Source organism: Pseudonocardia sp. T1-2H, assembly GCF_038039215.1.
Lineage (GTDB): Bacteria > Actinomycetota > Actinomycetes > Mycobacteriales > Pseudonocardiaceae > Pseudonocardia.
Genome location: NZ_JBBPCL010000001.1, coordinates 5,856,646 through 5,873,425 on the forward strand (window position 1 = coordinate 5,856,646; position 16,780 = coordinate 5,873,425).

Genomic DNA, 16,780 nt, shown 5'->3' on the forward strand with positions numbered 1-16,780 from the left:
GCGATCCCTGCTGAAGGGTCGCGCCCCCGCCTCAGGAGGGCCCCTGCCTCAGGAGGGCCCCCGTCTCAGGAGGGGAAACCGTCCGCCACGGACGCCGCGAGCTCCAGCAACGCGATCTGCGTCGCCTGGTCCAGCCGCTCCAGGTCCACCTCCGCGCCCTCCTCGAGATGCGCGTCGAACGGGATCTGCACCACCGCCCGGCAACGACCCGAGAAGTGCTCCGCCACCCGCTGCAGGTCCACACCGCCCGCGCTCCGGTGCACGCAGTTGATCACCGCGACCGCGTTGCGGACGAGGTCCTGGTGACCGTGCGCGTCCAGCCAGTCCATCGTCGCCGACGCGCTGCGGGCGCCGTCGATCGAACCCGACGAGACGATGATCAGCTGGTCCGCGACGCCGAGCACGCCGTACATCGCAGAGTGCATCAGTCCGGTGCCGCAGTCCGTCAGGACGATGTTGTAGAAGTGCTCGAGCAGCGTGACCGTGCGGCGGTAGTCCCGCTCGCTGTACGCCTCGGACACGGCCGGGTCCTGCTCGCTGGCCAGCACCTCGAGCCGGGACGCCCCCTGCGAGGTGTAGGCGCGGACGTCGGTGTAGCGGCGGACCCGCTGGGCGTCGCGGAGCAGGTGGCGGACCGTCGCGCTGGTCTCCAGCGGGATCTTCTGGCTGAGCGTGCCGCGGTCCGGGTTGGCGTCGACCGCCACGACCCGGTCCCCGCGCAGCGACGCGAAGGTGGCGCCGAGGGTCGCGGTGATCGTGGTCTTGCCGACCCCGCCCTTGAGGCTCAGGGTAGCGATCTTGTGGCAGCCCAGCAGCGGCTGGTTGACCCGCGCCGTGAGCTCGCGCTTGCGGACGTCCGCGGGGCTCTCGCCGGGGTTGAGCATCCGGCCGGTGACCAGGTAGAGGAGCTTGCGCCAGCCGGACTGCGGCGGCCGCTTCGACGGCCGCAGCAACCGCGCCGAGGACAGGGCCGCGTCCTCGGTCAGGGCCGCTTCCGCCGCCCGGGCGCGGTGCGCCTCCTGCGCGGCGACGGCTCCGGGGTCCGTCCAGCGCCCGACGCCCCGCGTCGCCCGGGTCTGCTCGCCCGGCTCGGCGTGCCCGGCACCGACGTGCGTCCGGTCGGCCGGACCGGGAGCCGGGTCACCCACCGGGGCCGATGGCGCGGCATGGGCGCCGGTGTCGGCGGCCGTCTCGGCGGTCTGCACGGGCAGGTCGAGGCGGGCAGGGATCCCGGGCCAGGCGGTCGGGGGCGTCTCGGGCTGCTCCTCGCCGGGCACCGGTTCCGCACGAGGCGGCTCCGGACGGCGCTGCGGCTGGGGCCGCCACTCCTGCGTCGCCGGCGCCTCGGCTGCGGGAGCCTGCGGGGCCGGCGTCTGCGTGGCCGGGGCGTGGGCGACAAGGTGCGAATAGCCGACGCCGCTGTGCCGGCCCGAGCTCGTCGACACCTGCGGGTCGTGCCGGCCGGAATCCTGCTGCGGGCCGGTGTGCTCGTCCGTTGCGGGCCGGTGCTGCCCCTGCCGCTCGGTCCCCTCCGGCGGTGTCCGCGTGTCGTCCGGGGCCGGGACGTCCGCCAGGTCGTCCTCGAGGTCCTCGTCGAGCAGCGCCGCCCCCCAGTCCCCGTCGTCCGGGACCACCCCCCAGGCCTCGGAGTCCCGGCGGAAGCCGAGCTCCGGGCGTCGAGCCGGGTCGACCGGCGGGGGGACCTCGGCGTGGCTCCCGTCGGTCCGTTCCTGCCCGGTGGCCTGCGCCGCCGCGTGGCCGTTCACCGGGGGGTACTCGGCGGCCGGGCCGTCCTCTGCAGGAGCGGCGGCCGCGGGGACGTCGTCCTCGACGGGCCGGGTCTCGATGTCCGGACGCGCCCGGGGCGACGGTGTCAGCGGTGTCGTCCGGCGCGACCGGCCCGACGGCGGCTGGCCCGCCGCGGCCCAGCGTTCCCGGACGTACCGGCCCACGGAGCCGTCAGGAAGCTGGTCCGGCTCTCGATCGCTCACGGTTGCCGACCGTAGTCGTGGAGACGGTCTTGTGCGAGAAGACGGGAGCCGAACCACTCACGGGGGGACGCGGCCCGGATGCGGCGGCGGCTCTCAGAGGCCCGCGTACGAGTGCAGCCCGGCCACGACCATGTTGATGAAGAACAGGTTGAACATGACGGTGGCGAAGCCCAGGACGTTGATCCACGCGGCGCCGGTGGTGCGCCAGCCGGCGGTCGCCCGGGCGTGCAGGTACGCGGCGTAGACGACCCACGCGACGAAGGCGACGGTCTCCTTCGGGTCCCAGCCCCAGAACCGGCCCCAGGCCGCCTCGGCCCAGATCGCGCCCGCGATCACCGCGAACGTGTACAGCGGGAAGGCGACGGCCGAGATGCGGTAGGCGAGGCGGTCCAGCGCCTCGACCGACGGGAGCTTCGCGGTGAACGCGGACAGCTTGCCCGACCGTCGCAGCAGGTAGGCGATGCTCGCGAAGCCCGCCACCAGGAACAGGCCGGACGCGATCGTGACCGTGGTGACGTGGATGATCAGCCAGTAGGACTGCAGCGCCGGGACGACCGGGGCCGCCTGGGCGTAGAGCACCGTCCCGGCCAGGTACAGCAGGATCAGCACGGGCGGCAGCACGAACGCGCCGACCCGGCGGATCGACGGGGTGCGGCGCAGCACCACGAGCCACGTGACGACGGCGGCCAGACCGATCGCCGACGCGAACTCGTACATGTTGCCCAGCGGCCAGCGGCCGACCGCCAGCCCGCGCAGCACGATCGCGCCGACGTGCAGGAGCACGCCCAGCACGGTTAGCGACACGGCCATGCCGCCGAAGCGGTCCGACCGGGTCCGCCCGCCCGCGGCGGGAACGGCCCGCTCGCCGTCCGGCGGTGTCGCGGTGAGGGTGCCGCCCGCCGCACCCTCGGCGGAGGCGCCCGCGAGCGCCGGGACCGGCGCGGTCGTGCGGGCCAGCACGTACTCGACGGCGTGCATCAGCATCGCGATGGTGTAGACCGCGACCGCGGCCTTGAACACCAGGTCGCTGTACGCGGACAGCATCGGGTCGACGGGCATTGCCTCAACCGTCCTTCTTGTCGTCTGACTTCGGGTCCAGCAGGTCCGCCCGGAGGCGGTCGAACTCCTCGCCGTACCCGGCCTGGTCCGTACGGGCCAGGCCGCCCAGCTCGACGAGCGTGCGGCCCTCCCCGGCCGGGGTCAGCCGCACCCAGAACCGCCGCCGCTTGATCGACAGCGACAGGCCCAGCCCGATCAGGATCAGGATCGCGAAGACCAGCACGGAGAACTGGCCCGGATCGTGGCTGACCTGCAGGGCGACCCACGGGGTCACGTCGTCGAAGCGGACCACCGTGCCGTCGTCCAGGGTCGTGGACTCGCCCGGGACCAGGTTGGCCCGGGCGACCCGGACGAGCTGCCCGGAGTCGACCTTCGACTGGTCCACGGCGAAGATCGACTGGCCGCGGCCGTCGTCCAGGCCGAGGTCACCGCGCAGGACGTCGATCGCGACCTCGGGGTTGCGCATCTCCGGGTAGGTGGACGTGACGACCTTCCCGCCGGAGCTCGTCGGCGCGAAGAGGCCGGTGATCGCCAGCGAGCTCTTCTGCCGCTGCGCGTCGTCCGCCATGCCGGGGCGCTCGAACTTCGTGGCGCCCTGCGAGAGCAGCGTGGTCTGGTCCACCGGCTGCCACTGGATCTCACCGGTGCGCTGCTCGCCGTTGGGCCAGGTGACCGTGAACCGGGGCGCGTAGCCGTGGCCGGTGAGGTAGACGCGGGCGCCGTCCACCCGCAGCGGGTGGTTGACCGCGAGCTCGTAGGGGCTCCAGGTGCCGGCGTCCCCGGACTCGACCTGCGTGCTGTCCTGGTAGCCGATGTCCGCGCGGTAGGTGTCCGGCTGGCCGTTGGGCAGGTAGTCCGCGGTGAAGTCGTCGATCTGTACGCAGAACGGCTGCAGGTCCGTGCCGTCGACGCGCAGGCCGGGCCGGAACGAGTCGTAGCCCAGGATCGAGGTGTTGCAGAACTGGTTCCCGTTCGCCAGCACGATGACCTGGCCCTCGTAGCCGAAGAGCTTGCCGACGGCGATGCCCACGAGCAGCCCGACCAGGCTGATGTGGAAGACAAGGTTGCCGGTCTCGCGGAGGTAGCCCTTCTCCGACGAGACGGTGCGGACGCCTTCGGCGTCCGTGGCCTCCGCACTGCGCCAGCCGAACCGGGACCCGACGCCGAGCCGGGAGCGCACCCGGGCCACGACGGCGTCCGGCTCCTCGTCCAGCGTGGCCGACGCGTGGTGCGGCAGCCGGGCGAGGTTGCGCGGCGTGGCGACGGGGGTGGCCCGCGCGGCGCGCACGCCCTCGAGCGAGCGCGGCAGCAGGCACCCGCACAGGGAGATCATCAGCAGCAGGTAGATGGCGGCGAACCACGGCGTGGCGAAGACGTCGAACGCGCCGACCTTGTCCAGCCAGGGCGCGAGCGTCGGGTAGTCCGCGAAGTAGGAGTCCACCAGCTGCTGGTTCAGCGAGCGCTGCGGCAGCAGCGCGCCGGGCAGCGAGGCCAGGGCCAGCAGGAACAGCAGCACCAGGGCGGTGCGCATGCTCGTCAGGCCGCGCCAGGTGTTGCGCAGGAACGCGAGCGGCCGGCGGAGCCGGGACGGCCCGCTCGCGGGAGGCTCGGCGCCCGGAGCGGTCTCGGGCGGGGACGGGGGCGCCGTGGGCGGGGAGCTCATCAGATCGCCGGGGTGAAGCCGGCGACGGAGACCTGGAGCTGCACGAGCAGCGAGCTCCACAGGCCGGTGAGCAGCAGGATCCCGACGGCGGCGAGCAGCACGCCCCCGGAGATCTGGATGGTGCGGGTGTGGCGGCGCAACCAGCCCAGCGCCCGCACGGCGCGCGAGGCGCCCAGCGCGATGACGACGAACGGCAGCCCGAGACCCGCGCAGTAGGCCAGCGTGAGGACGACGCCGCGCAGCGATCCCCCGCCCGTGCCCGCCGCGACCGCGACGACGCCCGCGAGCGTCGGGCCGATGCAGGGCACCCAGCCGAGGCCGAACACCGCGCCGAGCAGCGGCGCACCCCAGAGGCCCGCCCGCGGCACCCAGTGCACGCGCCGCTCGTTCTGCAGCACCGGCAGCAGGCCGACGAACGCCAGCCCCATCGCGATCATGACCACGCCGCCGACGCGCTGCAGCACGGCCTCGTTGCGCACCAGCACGTCCGACAGCCAGACGACGCCGACCAGGATCGCCCCGAACACCACGGTGAACCCGGCGACGAACAGCGCCGCCGCCCCGGCGACGCGCCAGCGGCCCTCACGGCGCTTCCCTGCCTCGGCGGTGGTGGCCGGCGGGGAGTCTGCCCCGACCAGCCCGGCGAGGTACGCGAGATAGCCCGGGACCAACGGGACGACACACGGCGACGCGAAGCTCACGGCTCCCGCGAGCACGGCGACGACCGCTGCCACCAGCAGCGGGCCCGAGATCGCGAGGGTGGTCGACGCGTCCATCACCGACCAGGGTATGTGCGGGCACCGGCACCCCGCGCACCGGGTTCTACACGTTGTAGTGGATCGCGGTCCCGGGTCAGGCGGGCGCGGGTTCCTCGGCGGCCAGCCGCTGCACGACCGGGATCAGCTTGGCCACCTGGATCGCCCCGAGGTAGACCGCCGCGACGCGGTGCTGTCGGTCCAGCACGATCGTCGAGGGGACGGCGTTGCGGGGATAGCCGGAGAGCCCCACGAGGCTGCGCCCGGACGGGTCGTAGATCGAGTCGTAGGTGATCCCGCGGTCCTGCACGAAGTCCGCGGCGGCGGACCGCGAGTCCTGGACGTCGATGCCGAGCATGCCGACCCCGGAGGCCCGGGTCTGCTGCAGCACGAACTCCAGGTCCGGTGCCTCGGTGCGGCACGGCCCGCACCACGATCCCCAGATGTTGACGACGACGACCTGGCCGGCGAAGTCCTCCAGGCCGACCTTCTGCCCGTCGTGCAGCAGGCTGTCCCCGGACAGTTCGGGCACCGTGCCGCGGGACGACGGCGGGTCGTACATGATCTCGGTCTTGCCGCCCGGCGCGACGAAGGTGAAGGTCTGCTGCGACTGCGCGACGGCGTCCTTGCTGGTCGAACACCCGGTGAGCAGCAGGACGGCGCCCAGCAGGGCCGCCACGAGGGTCTGGGTGCTTCTCATGCGCCGGTCCGGGCCGGGTCGCTCGCCCCCGCCGGCTCGCTGTAGCGCAGGCCGGTGAGGGTGGTGCCGGTGAACTCGCAGGTCGTCAGCGACGCAAGGGCACACTGACGCCTCCGGGGGTCGTGCCACAGCCGCTGGCCCAGCAGGTAGCGCCGCAGCGTCCAGACGGGCAGCTGGTGGGACACGCAGACGGCCTCGTGGCCCTCGGCCAGCGCCCGGGCCCGCTGCAGCACGCCGAGCATCCGGTGGGCGATCGCCAGGTACGGCTCGCCCCAGGACGGCGTGAACGGGTCCCGCAGCAACGGCCAGTTCGCCGGGCGCCGCAGCGCACCGTCGCCGACGCCGAACCGGCTGCCCTCGAACTTGTTGCCGGCCTCGATCAGGCCCTCGTCGGTGACGATCTCCAGGCCGTGCTTCACGGCGATCGGCATCGCGGTCTCCTGCGCGCGCTGCAGGGGCGACGCGAGGACGGCGGTGACGTCGGAGTCCGCGAGCGCGCTCGCGACCAGCCCGGCCTGCTCCTGGCCCCGCTCGGACAGCCGGAAGCCCGACCGGCGGCCGTAGAGGATGCCCTCGGGGTTGTGCACCTCGCCGTGCCGCAGCAGGTGGACGACGGTCCGCGGGCCCGTCGGCTCAGGGGTGCCGAGCAGGCCTTCGGCCCCGCGGGACCCGATCACACGGCTCACGGGGTCACCGCCGCGGCGGCCGCGCGGGCGGCGCCCGGCAACGCCTTCTCGATCACGGCGAACGCGTCGTCGTCCAGCGCCGCGGAGACGAACCAGGCCTCGAACGCGCTCGGCGGGCCGTAGACGCCCGCCTCGAGCAGGGCGTGGAAGAACGGCGGGAACCGCCAGGTCTGGGCGGCGCGGGCGCCGTCGTAGTCGTGCACCTCGTCCTCGGTGAAGAAGACCGAGAACATGTTCCCCGCGGTCTGGACGCGGTGCGGCACTCCGGCCGCGCTCAGCGCGTCGCCGAAGAGACGGACGAGCCGGGCCGCGTTCGCGTCGAGCGCCGCGTAGACGTCCGCGTCCGCGGCGCGCAGGGTGGCGAGCCCGGCGGCGACGGCGACGGGGTTTCCCGAGAGCGTCCCGGCCTGGTAGACCGGCCCGACCGGCGCGAGGTAGGACATCAGCTCGGCGGAGCCGCCGAAGGCCGCGGCGGGCAGCCCGCCGGACATGACCTTGCCGAAGGTGTAGAGGTCCCCGGCGACGCCGTCGAGGCCGTACCAGCCGGCGGGCGAGACCCGGAAACCCGTCATGACCTCGTCCATCACCAGCAGGGCGCCGTGCTCGCGGGTGATCTCGCGCAGCCCCGCGTTGAAGCCGGGGAGCGGCGCGACGGCGCCCATGTTCCCGGCGGCCGCCTCGGTGATCACGCAGGCGATCTCGCTGCCGCGCTCGGCGAAGACGGTGCGCACGGCCTCCAGGTCGTTGTACGGGACGACGACGGTGTCCGCGGCCTGCGCGCCCGTCACGCCGGGGCTGGTGGGCAGGCCCAGCGTCGCGAGACCGGAGCCGGCCTGGGCGAGCAGCGCATCGACGTGGCCGTGGTAGCAGCCGGCGAACTTGACGATCACCTTCCGCCCGGTGATGCCCCGGGCCAGCCGGATCGCGCTCATCGTGGCCTCGGTGCCGGAGTTGACCAGCCGCACCTGCTCCACCGGCGCGACCCGGCCGATGATCTCCTCGGCGAGGGCCAGCTCCGCGGGCGTCGGCGCGCCGAAGGACAGCCCGCTCGCCGCGGCCACCTGCACCGCCTCGACGACGGCCGGGTGCGCGTGGCCCAGGATCATCGGCCCCCAGGACGAGATCAGGTCGACGTAGCGGGCCCCGTCGGCGTCGGTGAGCCAGGGACCCTTCGCCGAGACCATGAAGCGCGGGGTGCCGCCGACCGAGCTGAAGGCCCGGACCGGCGAGTTGACCCCGCCCGGGATGACCTCGGTCGCGCGGGCGAACAGCTGCGCCGACTTCTCTGGGCGGGACTTCTCTGGCGTGATCGGGGCACTCACACCAGCCAGTCTTACAGCCGTGGCGGGATCCGGCCCGTGCGGTCCCCGTGACGCGTGCGTCAGCGGCGGGCCCGGGCGCGGCGGGAGGCGAACCAGGCCGACGCCGGCGGGGTCCGCATGAGCAGCACGCCCGCGATCCCGAGCACCGCCGGCGCGAGCACGACGGCGAGCGCCGCCGGGTCCCCCAGCACGCCGGGCAGGTTCAGCAGCATGACCACCGAGAACACCGCCGTCAGCACCGTCGCGGTCACCCGGGCCCAGTTCCGGCCGGTGAACGCGACCACAGCGAGGACGATGTAGACGAGCGCGAGCAGCGCGATGAACGCGAGCAGCACCCGGACCGCCGCGACGAGCTGCTCGAACGTCAGCGCGGACTGCGCGAGCAGCCCGTCCAGGCCGAGCTCGGGCGGGAACATGTCGCGGGTCAGCGGGACGGTCGTCCCGGCGACGCCGAGGACCAGGAACGGCAGCGCCGCGAGGATCATCAGGACCATCCCCAGGGCGACCGAGCCCGGCCGGCGCGGCGCCTCGGGCTCGGCGACCATGCCCGCGGGGGGCGGGGACCAGCCGCCGTAGACGTCCGTCCCCCGTACCCCGCCTGCTGCGGGGGCGCGTACTGCGGGGCCGCGTAGGGCTGGGACTGGGGATAGGGCTGCTGCGGCGCGCCGTACCAGCCGCCCGCCCGGGGACCGTAGGGGTTCTGTGGGTACTGCGGGTAGTGGCCGGTCGAGGGGCCCGACGAGTTGTAGGGCACGTTCCAGCCGGGCGGGGGGCCTGACTGCGCGGGCCGGGGGTACTCCGGCGGTGCGTCCGGCACCGGGGCGGTCTGCTCCGCGGTGGGCTGCTCCGGGGTCGGCGCACCCTCGTCCCGGCTCCCGGGCACGCCGGCGGCCGTCGGCCCGTCCCGGGTCCGTCGTCGGGCCCGGCCTCGGGCGTCGGACGGTCCTGGGGTTCCGACGGCGTGCTCACGGCGTCACCGTAGGACCGGCCCGCCGGGATGTCCACGCGGTCAGGGGCGGCGGTGGACGTCCTCGGACATCCGCACGATCGCGTAGTAGAGCTCGAGGGTCACGCGGAGCAGCACGAGGTAGAAGAACGCCGCCAGACCGCCCAGGAGCAGGGCGGCGAGACCGACCGCCGGGTTCCGGGAGAAGCCGACGACCACGGCGCCCACCCAGCCGAGCGCGAGCACGATGATCCCGACGATGTAGACGACCTTCACCACCACCGGCGTGGCGAACGTGGTGAAGCTGAAGTCGAACAGCGCGGAGAAGAAGCCGCGGGCCTCCCCCTGCGGGCCCCCGACCGGCGGGCCGCCGTACGGGCTCTGCTGGGGATATCCGGGCTGGGGATATCCGGGCTGGGGGTATCCCGGCTGCGGGTAACCGGCCTCGGGATAGCCGCCCTGGCCGTACTCGCCCTGGCCGTAGCCCTGAGGGGGGCCGTAACCGCCCGGGGCGGCCTGGCCGTAGCCGGGCGCCCGGCCGTGACCGCTCTCGTACGACGGCGGCTGCTGCGCCCCGGCGTCCCAGTCCTGGCCGCTTCCACCGGATGACGGATCGTGGCTCATCGGACGCTTCCCCTCGGTCACCGGCCTCCGCCGCGGAGGCCCTCGGATCAGGGGCGCAGCCTAGTGCCTGGCCGCCGCGACCGGATCAGTCCAGCCGGGGGGCGACCTCGGTGGCCCAGTAGGTGAGCAGGAAGTCCGCACCCGCGCGCCGCAGCGAGGTGAGCGTCTCGTGGATGGCCCGGTCGCGCTCGATCCAGCCGTTCGCGGCGGCGGCCTCGAGCATCGCGTACTCGCCGGACACCTGGTAGGCGGCGACCGGGACGTCCGCGGTCTCGGCGACCGTCCGCAGCACGTCCAGGTAGGGCAGCGCGGGCTTGACCATGACCATGTCCGCGCCCTCCTCGAGGTCCAGTGCGAGCTCGCGCAGCGCCTCGCGCAGGTTCGCGCCGTCCTGCTGGTAGGTCTTGCGGTCGCCCTTGAGCTGGGACTGCACGGCCTCGCGGAACGGCCCGTAGAACGCCGAGGAGTACTTCGCGGTGTAGGCGAGGATCCCGGTGTCCGGGTGCCCGGCGGCGTCGAGCGCCGCCCGGATCACGCCGACCTGGCCGTCCATCATGCCGCTGGGGGCGACGACGTGCGCCCCCGCCTCGGCCTGCGCGACGCCCATCGCGGCGTAGATCTCCAGCGTGGCGTCGTTGTCCACCGCGCCGTCGGCGTCGAGCACGCCGCAGTGGCCGTGGTCGGTGAACTCGTCCAGGCACAGGTCCGACATCAGGACGGTCGCGTCCCCGACCTCGGCGCGGACGTCCCGCAGCGCGACGTTGAGGATCCCGTCCGGGTCGACGGCACCGGAGCCCGTCGCGTCGTGCTTCTCCGGGACGCCGAAGAGCATCAGCCCGCCGACGCCCGCCGCCACGGCCTCGGCCGCGGCCTTGCGCAGCGAGTCCCGGCTGTGCTGCACGACCCCCGGCATCGACGAGATGGGTACCGGCTCGGCGGCGCCCTCCTTGACGAACATCGGCAGGACCAGGTGGCGGGGCCGCAGGTCGGTCTCGGCCACCAGCCGGCGCAGCGCCGGGGTGGAACGCAGCCGGCGCGGACGCTGGACGGGGAAGGCCATCGCTCCAGGGTACGACCGGGCGCCGACCTGCGTCACCGACGTGGGCCCGGGAGCGAGGCGGCTCACCCGATACGGCATCCTGCGTGCGTGACAAAGCCGGGACGCACCGTCATCGCCCTCCTTCTCGATCGATCCAGTTCCCTGAAGCCGGTCCGCGACGACGTGCGCACCGGGATCACGGACCTCCTCGCCGCCCATCGCGACCAGGACGGCGAGCTGCTCGTCAGCGTCGTCCGCACGGGCCGGAAGTTCACCGCCCCCAAGCCGGCCGCGGACGTCCGCGTGCCGCGCCTGCACGGCGGCGGCACCGCCGCGGTCCGGGACGCCCTCGGCGGCCTCGCCGCGGAGCTCGGCGCCACGCTGGCCGCCATGCCGGAGGAGGAGCGGCCCGCCCGCATCCTCGTGCTCACCGTCCGCGGCACCGCGGACGAGGGCAGCGCGACCTGGGGCCCGGACGAGCTCCGGGACCTCGTCGGCACCCAGGAGCGGGACTACGCCTGGGAGTTCGTCACCGTCACGATCGGGCACCACGCCGGCCTGGCCCCGTGGGGTGCCGGGCACCGCAGCATCGGCGCCGCGCCGACGTCGGAGGGCGTGCGCGCGGGCCTCGCGGCCGCGTCGGCGTACCTGGCCCGGGCCCGGCAGACCGGCCCGTGGGAGCCGGTCGAGGGGATCTCCGAGGCGGAGCGGGTCGCGGCGTACCCGCCGGAGCTGCACGCCAGCGAGGCGCAGACCGAGGTGATCCCGGTCGTCACGGCCGAGGCCCTGGCGAAGGCGGACGCGGAGCAGGCCGCCGAGACCGCCCGCCGACGCTGGTGGAACCTGCTCCGCCCGGCGACCGCCAGCTCCTGACCGCCGCTCGAGTGGCTCGAGCAGCCCAGGGTGGTGCTTGAGCCACTCGAGCGTCACCGGCCGTACCGTCGGACCGGTGCCTGAGTGGCTCGAGCGGCGCAGGGTGGTGCTCGAGCCACTCGAGCGGCACCGGCCGTACCGTCGGACCGGTGGCACGAGCCGCCCCGCCCTCGTCCACGAGAAAGGGCCGCTCCCCGAGGGGAGCGGCCCTTTTCGTGCTCGGGCTCAGCGGCGGCGAGCCTTGGCCTTCTTCGGGGGCGGCAGGGCGCCCTCCGCGCGCAGCCGGGAGGCGTGCGCGGCCAGGGCGTCGACCAGGGCCGGGACCCGGGCCTCGTCCGGCTGGACGTCCACCCGCAGGCCGAACTCCCGCGCCGTCTCGGCCGTCGCCGGCCCGATGCAGGCGACGAGCGTGCGGGCGTGCGGCTTGCCCGCGATGCCGACCAGGTTCCGCACCGTCGACGACGAGGTGAAGCAGACCGCGTCGAACCCACCGGTCTTGATCGCCTCGCGGATCGGGGCGGGCGGCGGCGCGGCCCGGACGGTCCGGTAGGCCGTCACGTCGTCGATCTCCCAGCCGCGCTCGGTCAGGCCGGCGGCGAGGGTCTCGGTCGCGATGTCCGCCCGCGGCAGCAGGACCCGGTCGACCGGGTCCAGGATGTCGTCGTGCGGCGGGAAGATCTCCAGCAGCCCCTCGGACGAGGAGGTCTGCGACTCTTCCACGTCCGGCACCAGCTCGGGCACGATGCCGAAGGCGCGCACCTTCTCGGCGGTCGCGGTCCCGACGCAGGCGATCTTCACGCCGGAGAACGCGCGGGCGTCCAGGCCGAACTCGGCGAACTTCTCCCACACCGCGCGCACGGCGTTGGTGGAGGTGAAGACGACCCACTGGTAGCGGCCGTCGACCAGGCCCTTGACGGCCCGCTCCATCTGGGTGGGCGAGCGGGGCGGCTCGACCGCGATGGTCGGGACCTCCTCCGGGATCGCCCCGTGCATGCGCAGCCGGTCGCTCATCACGCCCGCCTGGTCCTTGGTGCGCGGCACCAGGACCCGCCAGCCGTAGAGCGCGCGGGACTCCCACCACGACAGGTCCGCGCGGCGGGCGACCTCGTCACCGACGGTCAGCACGAGCGGGCCCTCGAGGTCCCCGGCGGCCGACGGCATCGACGTGAGCGTCGTCGTCACGGTCTTCTGGGTGGACTCGGTGCCGTGCGCGGTGACCGCGACCGGGGTGTCCGACGGGCGGCCGTGCTCGGTCAGCGACGTCGCGACCTCGGCGAGGTGCGCGGCGGCGGCGTGCAGCACCAGGGTGCCCGGCGCGACGGCCAGCTTCGCCCAGTCCAGGCCCGCCCGGACGTCCGCCTCGATGTGGCCGGATCCCAGCGGGACACCGGCGTAGGCAGGCACCGCGGTACCGGCCGGAACGCCCGGGACCACGTCGAAGGCGACGCCCTCGGCGGCGACGGCCTGCGCCTCGGCCACCACGGCGTCGACGGTCAGTGGGTCACCGGAGACCAGCCGGACCACCGCGCGGCCCGTACGGGCCTCGGTGAGCAGGTCCCCCGCCACGTCGGCGGGCTGGCCCACGGCGGGCCTGACCTCGGCGCCCTCGGCCACCAGGCCGAGGATCGCGTCGGGCACGTCCGGGTCGGTGATCACGAGCGGCGCCCCGGCGAGCGCCTCGCGGGCGCGCACGGTCAGCAGCCCGGGATCGCCGGGGCCACTGCCCACGAACGCGATCCGGCCGGGGGTGGACGTTGCCTGGCTCATTCTTGCACTCCCGATCCAGCGATTCTCTCGGCGCGCGACGCCTGCACGTTCGGCAGGTCGTCGGCGCCCATGTCGAGCAGCTCGAGGGCGAGCGAGGCCCCGAGCTTCTCGGCGTTGTCCATGTCTGCGGTACCGGAGGCGCGCAACAGCGCCCCCGTGGTCGTGCCGATGATCGCCCGGAGGGACAGCCGGTCGACGATGACGTCGTTCCCGGCCGCGTCCTCCACGTAGTCCGAGACGACGTCCGCGAGCGCACCGATGGGTGCGCTGCAGCCCGCCTCGAGTGTGGCCAGCACGGAACGCTCGGCGGTGACCGCCGCGCGCGTGGCCGCGTCGTCCAGCGACGCGGCGAGGAAGCGGGCGAGCTGCCTCGTCGCCCGCCCGGCACTCGATCGCGAGTGCACCCTGGGCGGGAGCGGGGAGCATCTGCAGCGGGTCGAGCAGCTCGCTCGCCTCGTCGACGCGGCCCAGCCTGCGCAGCCCGGCCGCGGCGACGACCACCGCGTCCAGCTCGCCGGACCGCACCTTCCCGATCCGGGTGTCGACGTTGCCCCGGATCGGCACGATCTCGAAACCCAGCCCCAGCGCGGCGAGCTGGGCCGAGCGCCGGGGCGACCCGGTCCCGATCCGCGAGCCGACGCCGAGCTCACCGAGCACGCGGCCGTCGCGGGCGACGAGCGCGTCCCGGGGGTCCTCCCGGACCGGCACCGCGACGAGCGTGAGCCGCGGGTCCGGTTTGGTGGGCAGGTCCTTGTACGAGTGCACGGCGACGTCCACCTCGCCGGCGACGAGCGCCTCGCGCAGGGCGGACACGAACACCCCGACGCCCAGCTCGGCGATCGGCGCGAGCGAGCGGTCCCCGGTGGTGCTGACGTTCACCAGCTCGGCGGGGCGCCCGGCGGCGGTGATCCGCTCGGCGATCATCCCGGACTGGGCGACGGCGAGCGCGCTCGGCCGGGTGCCGACGCGCAGCGGTGTGACGCTCATCGGCCTCGCTCCAGGGTCTGCGCGGGCGGCTCGAGCGGCGCCTCGAGCGCGCGGGCGACGTCCGCGCCGGTGAGCTGCTCGGCGGTGCCGGCGACCGCGGCGGGCTTGGTCGGGTCCAGCTCGAACAGGGTGCGCAGCGCGGCGGCGTAGCTGTCCCCGTCCGGCCCCACGGCGAGGCGCTTCACCTGCACGGTCGGCGTGTGCAGCAGCTTGTCCACGACGCGGCGGACGGTGCGGCCGAACTCCTCGCGCACGCCGTCCTCGAGGTCCGGGAGGCGGGAGGTCAGGCGCAGCAGCTCCGCGTCGACGACCTCGGAGGCGCGCCGGCGCAGCGCGGTGACGGTGGGGGTGACCTCGGCCGAGCGCTGCGCGGCGAGGTAGTTCTGGGCCTCCTCCGCGACGAGCTCGCGGGCCGACGTGACGGACCGGGCGACGCCGGCGTCGCCCCCGAGGCGACGCTGCAGCGCGATCAGGTCCACGACGGTGACGCCCTCGACCCCGGCGACCGCCGGGTCGACGTCCCGGGGCAGCCCCAGGTCGCAGACGACCAGCGGGCGCCCGGCGCGGCCGGTCATCGCCGCCTCGACGGGCGCGAGCTCGACCACGGTTCCGATGGCCCCGGTGCAGGCCACCATCAGATCCGCCCGCGCGAGCTCGGTCTCCAGGTCCTCGAGGAGTCCCGCGCGGGCAGGGGTGCCCTGCTCGGCGGTCTTCTCGGCGAGCCGCTCGGCCCGCTCCGCGGACCGGTTCAGCACGGTGATCTCGGCGGCGCCGGCGCGGCGCAGGTGAGCCGCGGCGAGCGCGCCCATGGCCCCCGCGCCGACGATGACGGCCCGGGTGCCGGAGAGGTCCTTCCCGAGACCCACGGCCGCGTCGGCCAGCGCCTCGGAGACGACGGAGGCCCCTGCGGCGTCGATCCCGGTGCTCGCGTGCACCCGCTTGCCGACGCGCAGCGCCTGCTGGGCCAGCTCGTGCAGCACCCGGCCGACGGAACCGACCCCGTCCGCCGTGGCGTACGCGGTGCGCAGCTGGCCCAGGATCTGGGACTCGCCGACGACCATCGAGTCCAGCCCGGCCGCCACGGAGAACAGGTGCTGCACCGCGGAGCTCGCGTAGTGCACGAAGAGGTGCTCGGTCAGCTCACCGAGCTCGAGGCCGGAGTGCCGGCCGAGCACCGAGGAGACGTCCGCCAGCCCGCCGTGGAAGGCGTCCACGACCGCGTAGATCTCGATCCGGTTGCACGTCGAGAGCAGCACCGCTTCGCTGACGTGGGGGCACCGCAGCATCTCGTCGAGGAGCTTGGGCACGTCGGCGGACGAGACCGCGGCCCGCTCCAGCACCTCGACGGGAGCACTGCGATGGGACAGCCCTACGACAAGGACGCTCATCGAGGAAACACCGCCGATCCGTTCGCACCGGTCACAACCTGGGGAACGGTAGTGACGCCCTCTTTGATACGCGTGCCCGCCACGGCCTGCCTCGGGGGAATCCCCTGTTCGGCCGCGGTCACACCCACGGCGGCCTCCGCGCTGCGCCGCGCGACGTGGAACGCGAGGACCTGCAGCTCGACGGCCAGGTCCACCTTGCGCACCTCGACCTCCGCCGGGACCTGCAGGAACAGCGGGGCGAAGTTCAGGATCGAGCGCACGCCGGCCTGCACCAGGAGGTCGCAGACACCCTGGGCACCCTGGGCCGGGGTCGCAATCATGCCGATGGTCACACCGCGCTCCGTGCAGATGCGCGGGATGTCCCGGGCGTGCTCGACGAGGATCCCGTTGATGTGGATGCCGACCAGGTCCGGGTCCACGTCGAACAGGGCGCGGACCGGGAAGCCGCGGCCGCCGAAGCCGCCGTAACCGGCCAGCGCGTGGCCCAGGTTCCCGACCCCGACGAGCGCGACCGCCTGCGGATGGTCCAGCCCGAGCACGCGCTCGAGCTCGTGCTGCAGGGCCGTCACCTCGTAGCCGACGCCGCGGATGCCGTAGGTGCCGATGTAGGAGAGGTCCTTGCGCAGCTTCGCGGAGTTGACGCCGCTGGCCGCGGAGAGCTCCTCGCTGGACACCGTCTCGGCGCCCTCCGCGGCGAGCTCGCCGAGGGCGCGGAGGTACACGGCGAGGCGGGCGACGGTGGCCTCGGGAATGGACCGGGAGCCCCGCGCGGTGTCCGCTCCCGGGTCGCCACCCGGGGAGTCGGCCTGCGGCGGCAACGTCACGCTGGCGTCTCCTCGGGCATCGGCACGGTACTTCTGGCAGGACTGTTCTCAGACCACTGACCGGCGGGTTCTTCCGATCGATGGTCGGCCGGCGGGGTCCCGGCTCCCGTGAGAGGAGCACTGACCGGATGGGCAGGGGCCGCATCGGCAACGGCT

The 16,780-nt window shown here is 74.4% G+C and carries 14 protein-coding genes and 1 pseudogene; 1 reads left to right on the forward strand and 14 read right to left on the reverse strand.

Annotated features, from left to right (window positions below; genetic code table 11):
* Positions 1-65 precede the first annotated feature (65 nt).
* The 10 genes from WBK50_RS28920 to hemB all read right to left on the reverse strand — a co-directional run bounded on the left by WBK50_RS28920 (position 66) and on the right by hemB (position 10,806).
* Positions 66-1,445, reverse strand: a complete 1,380-nt coding sequence (locus WBK50_RS28920; RefSeq protein ID WP_445942405.1) for a nucleotide-binding protein — start codon at positions 1,443-1,445, stop codon at positions 66-68.
* Between the two features lie 639 nt (positions 1,446-2,084).
* Positions 2,085-3,050 carry a c-type cytochrome biogenesis protein CcsB gene (gene ccsB / locus WBK50_RS28925; protein ID WP_341338596.1) on the reverse strand — a complete coding sequence of 322 codons (966 nt, stop codon included), beginning with the start codon at positions 3,048-3,050 and terminating at the stop codon, positions 2,085-2,087.
* Between the two features lie 4 nt (positions 3,051-3,054).
* Complete coding sequence (gene resB, locus WBK50_RS28930; protein ID WP_341338597.1) at positions 3,055-4,713, reverse strand: cytochrome c biogenesis protein ResB; 1,659 nt, start codon at positions 4,711-4,713, stop codon at positions 3,055-3,057.
* Positions 4,713-5,489: a cytochrome c biogenesis CcdA family protein gene (locus WBK50_RS28935; protein WP_341338598.1), complete on the reverse strand. Its 777-nt coding sequence runs from the start codon at positions 5,487-5,489 to the stop codon at positions 4,713-4,715. Before WBK50_RS28935 ends, resB begins: the two co-directional genes overlap by 1 nt.
* Before the next feature lie 76 nt (positions 5,490-5,565).
* Positions 5,566-6,168 carry a TlpA family protein disulfide reductase gene (locus WBK50_RS28940; RefSeq protein ID WP_341338600.1) on the reverse strand — a complete coding sequence of 201 codons (603 nt, stop codon included), beginning with the start codon at positions 6,166-6,168 and terminating at the stop codon, positions 5,566-5,568.
* Complete coding sequence (locus tag WBK50_RS28945; protein WP_341339538.1) at positions 6,165-6,845, reverse strand: histidine phosphatase family protein; 681 nt, start codon at positions 6,843-6,845, stop codon at positions 6,165-6,167. The genes WBK50_RS28940 and WBK50_RS28945 overlap by 4 nt, the downstream gene beginning before the upstream one ends.
* 5 nt (positions 6,846-6,850) lie before the next feature.
* The gene (gene hemL / locus WBK50_RS28950) at positions 6,851-8,176 is read right to left on the reverse strand and encodes a glutamate-1-semialdehyde 2,1-aminomutase (RefSeq protein WP_341338601.1); all 1,326 of its coding nucleotides are present in this window, start codon (positions 8,174-8,176) and stop codon (positions 6,851-6,853) included.
* 59 nt (positions 8,177-8,235) lie between these two features.
* The gene (locus WBK50_RS28955) at positions 8,236-8,721 is read right to left on the reverse strand and encodes a hypothetical protein (protein WP_341338602.1); all 486 of its coding nucleotides are present in this window, start codon (positions 8,719-8,721) and stop codon (positions 8,236-8,238) included.
* A 464-nt stretch (positions 8,722-9,185) separates the two neighbouring features.
* Positions 9,186-9,746 carry a DUF4282 domain-containing protein gene (locus WBK50_RS28960; protein ID WP_341338603.1) on the reverse strand — a complete coding sequence of 187 codons (561 nt, stop codon included), beginning with the start codon at positions 9,744-9,746 and terminating at the stop codon, positions 9,186-9,188.
* Positions 9,747-9,831: 85 nt separating this feature from the next.
* The gene (gene hemB, locus WBK50_RS28965) at positions 9,832-10,806 is read right to left on the reverse strand and encodes a porphobilinogen synthase (protein WP_341338604.1); all 975 of its coding nucleotides are present in this window, start codon (positions 10,804-10,806) and stop codon (positions 9,832-9,834) included.
* An 87-nt stretch (positions 10,807-10,893) separates the two neighbouring features.
* On the opposite strand from hemB, the gene WBK50_RS28970 reads away from it, so the two are divergent.
* Positions 10,894-11,658: a hypothetical protein gene (locus tag WBK50_RS28970; protein ID WP_341338605.1), complete on the forward strand. Its 765-nt coding sequence runs from the start codon at positions 10,894-10,896 to the stop codon at positions 11,656-11,658.
* A 225-nt stretch (positions 11,659-11,883) separates the two neighbouring features.
* Here the strand turns inward: WBK50_RS28970 and WBK50_RS28975 are convergent, their stop codons facing one another.
* The 4 genes and pseudogenes from WBK50_RS28975 to WBK50_RS28990 form a co-directional block, all read right to left on the reverse strand.
* Positions 11,884-13,425 carry a uroporphyrinogen-III synthase gene (locus WBK50_RS28975; protein ID WP_341338606.1) on the reverse strand — a complete coding sequence of 514 codons (1,542 nt, stop codon included), beginning with the start codon at positions 13,423-13,425 and terminating at the stop codon, positions 11,884-11,886.
* 53 nt (positions 13,426-13,478) lie between these two features.
* Positions 13,479-14,412, reverse strand: a pseudogene (hemC, locus tag WBK50_RS28980) (hydroxymethylbilane synthase); the annotation flags it as partial.
* On the reverse strand, positions 14,409-15,800 hold the full coding sequence (locus tag WBK50_RS28985; RefSeq protein ID WP_341338607.1) for a glutamyl-tRNA reductase: 1,392 nt from the start codon (positions 15,798-15,800) through the stop codon (positions 14,409-14,411). The gene WBK50_RS28985 and the pseudogene hemC, both read right to left, overlap by 4 nt.
* Positions 15,797-16,618: a redox-sensing transcriptional repressor Rex gene (locus WBK50_RS28990; protein WP_341339539.1), complete on the reverse strand. Its 822-nt coding sequence runs from the start codon at positions 16,616-16,618 to the stop codon at positions 15,797-15,799. The genes WBK50_RS28985 and WBK50_RS28990 overlap by 4 nt, the downstream gene beginning before the upstream one ends.
* Between the last annotated feature and the right edge of the window lie 162 nt (positions 16,619-16,780).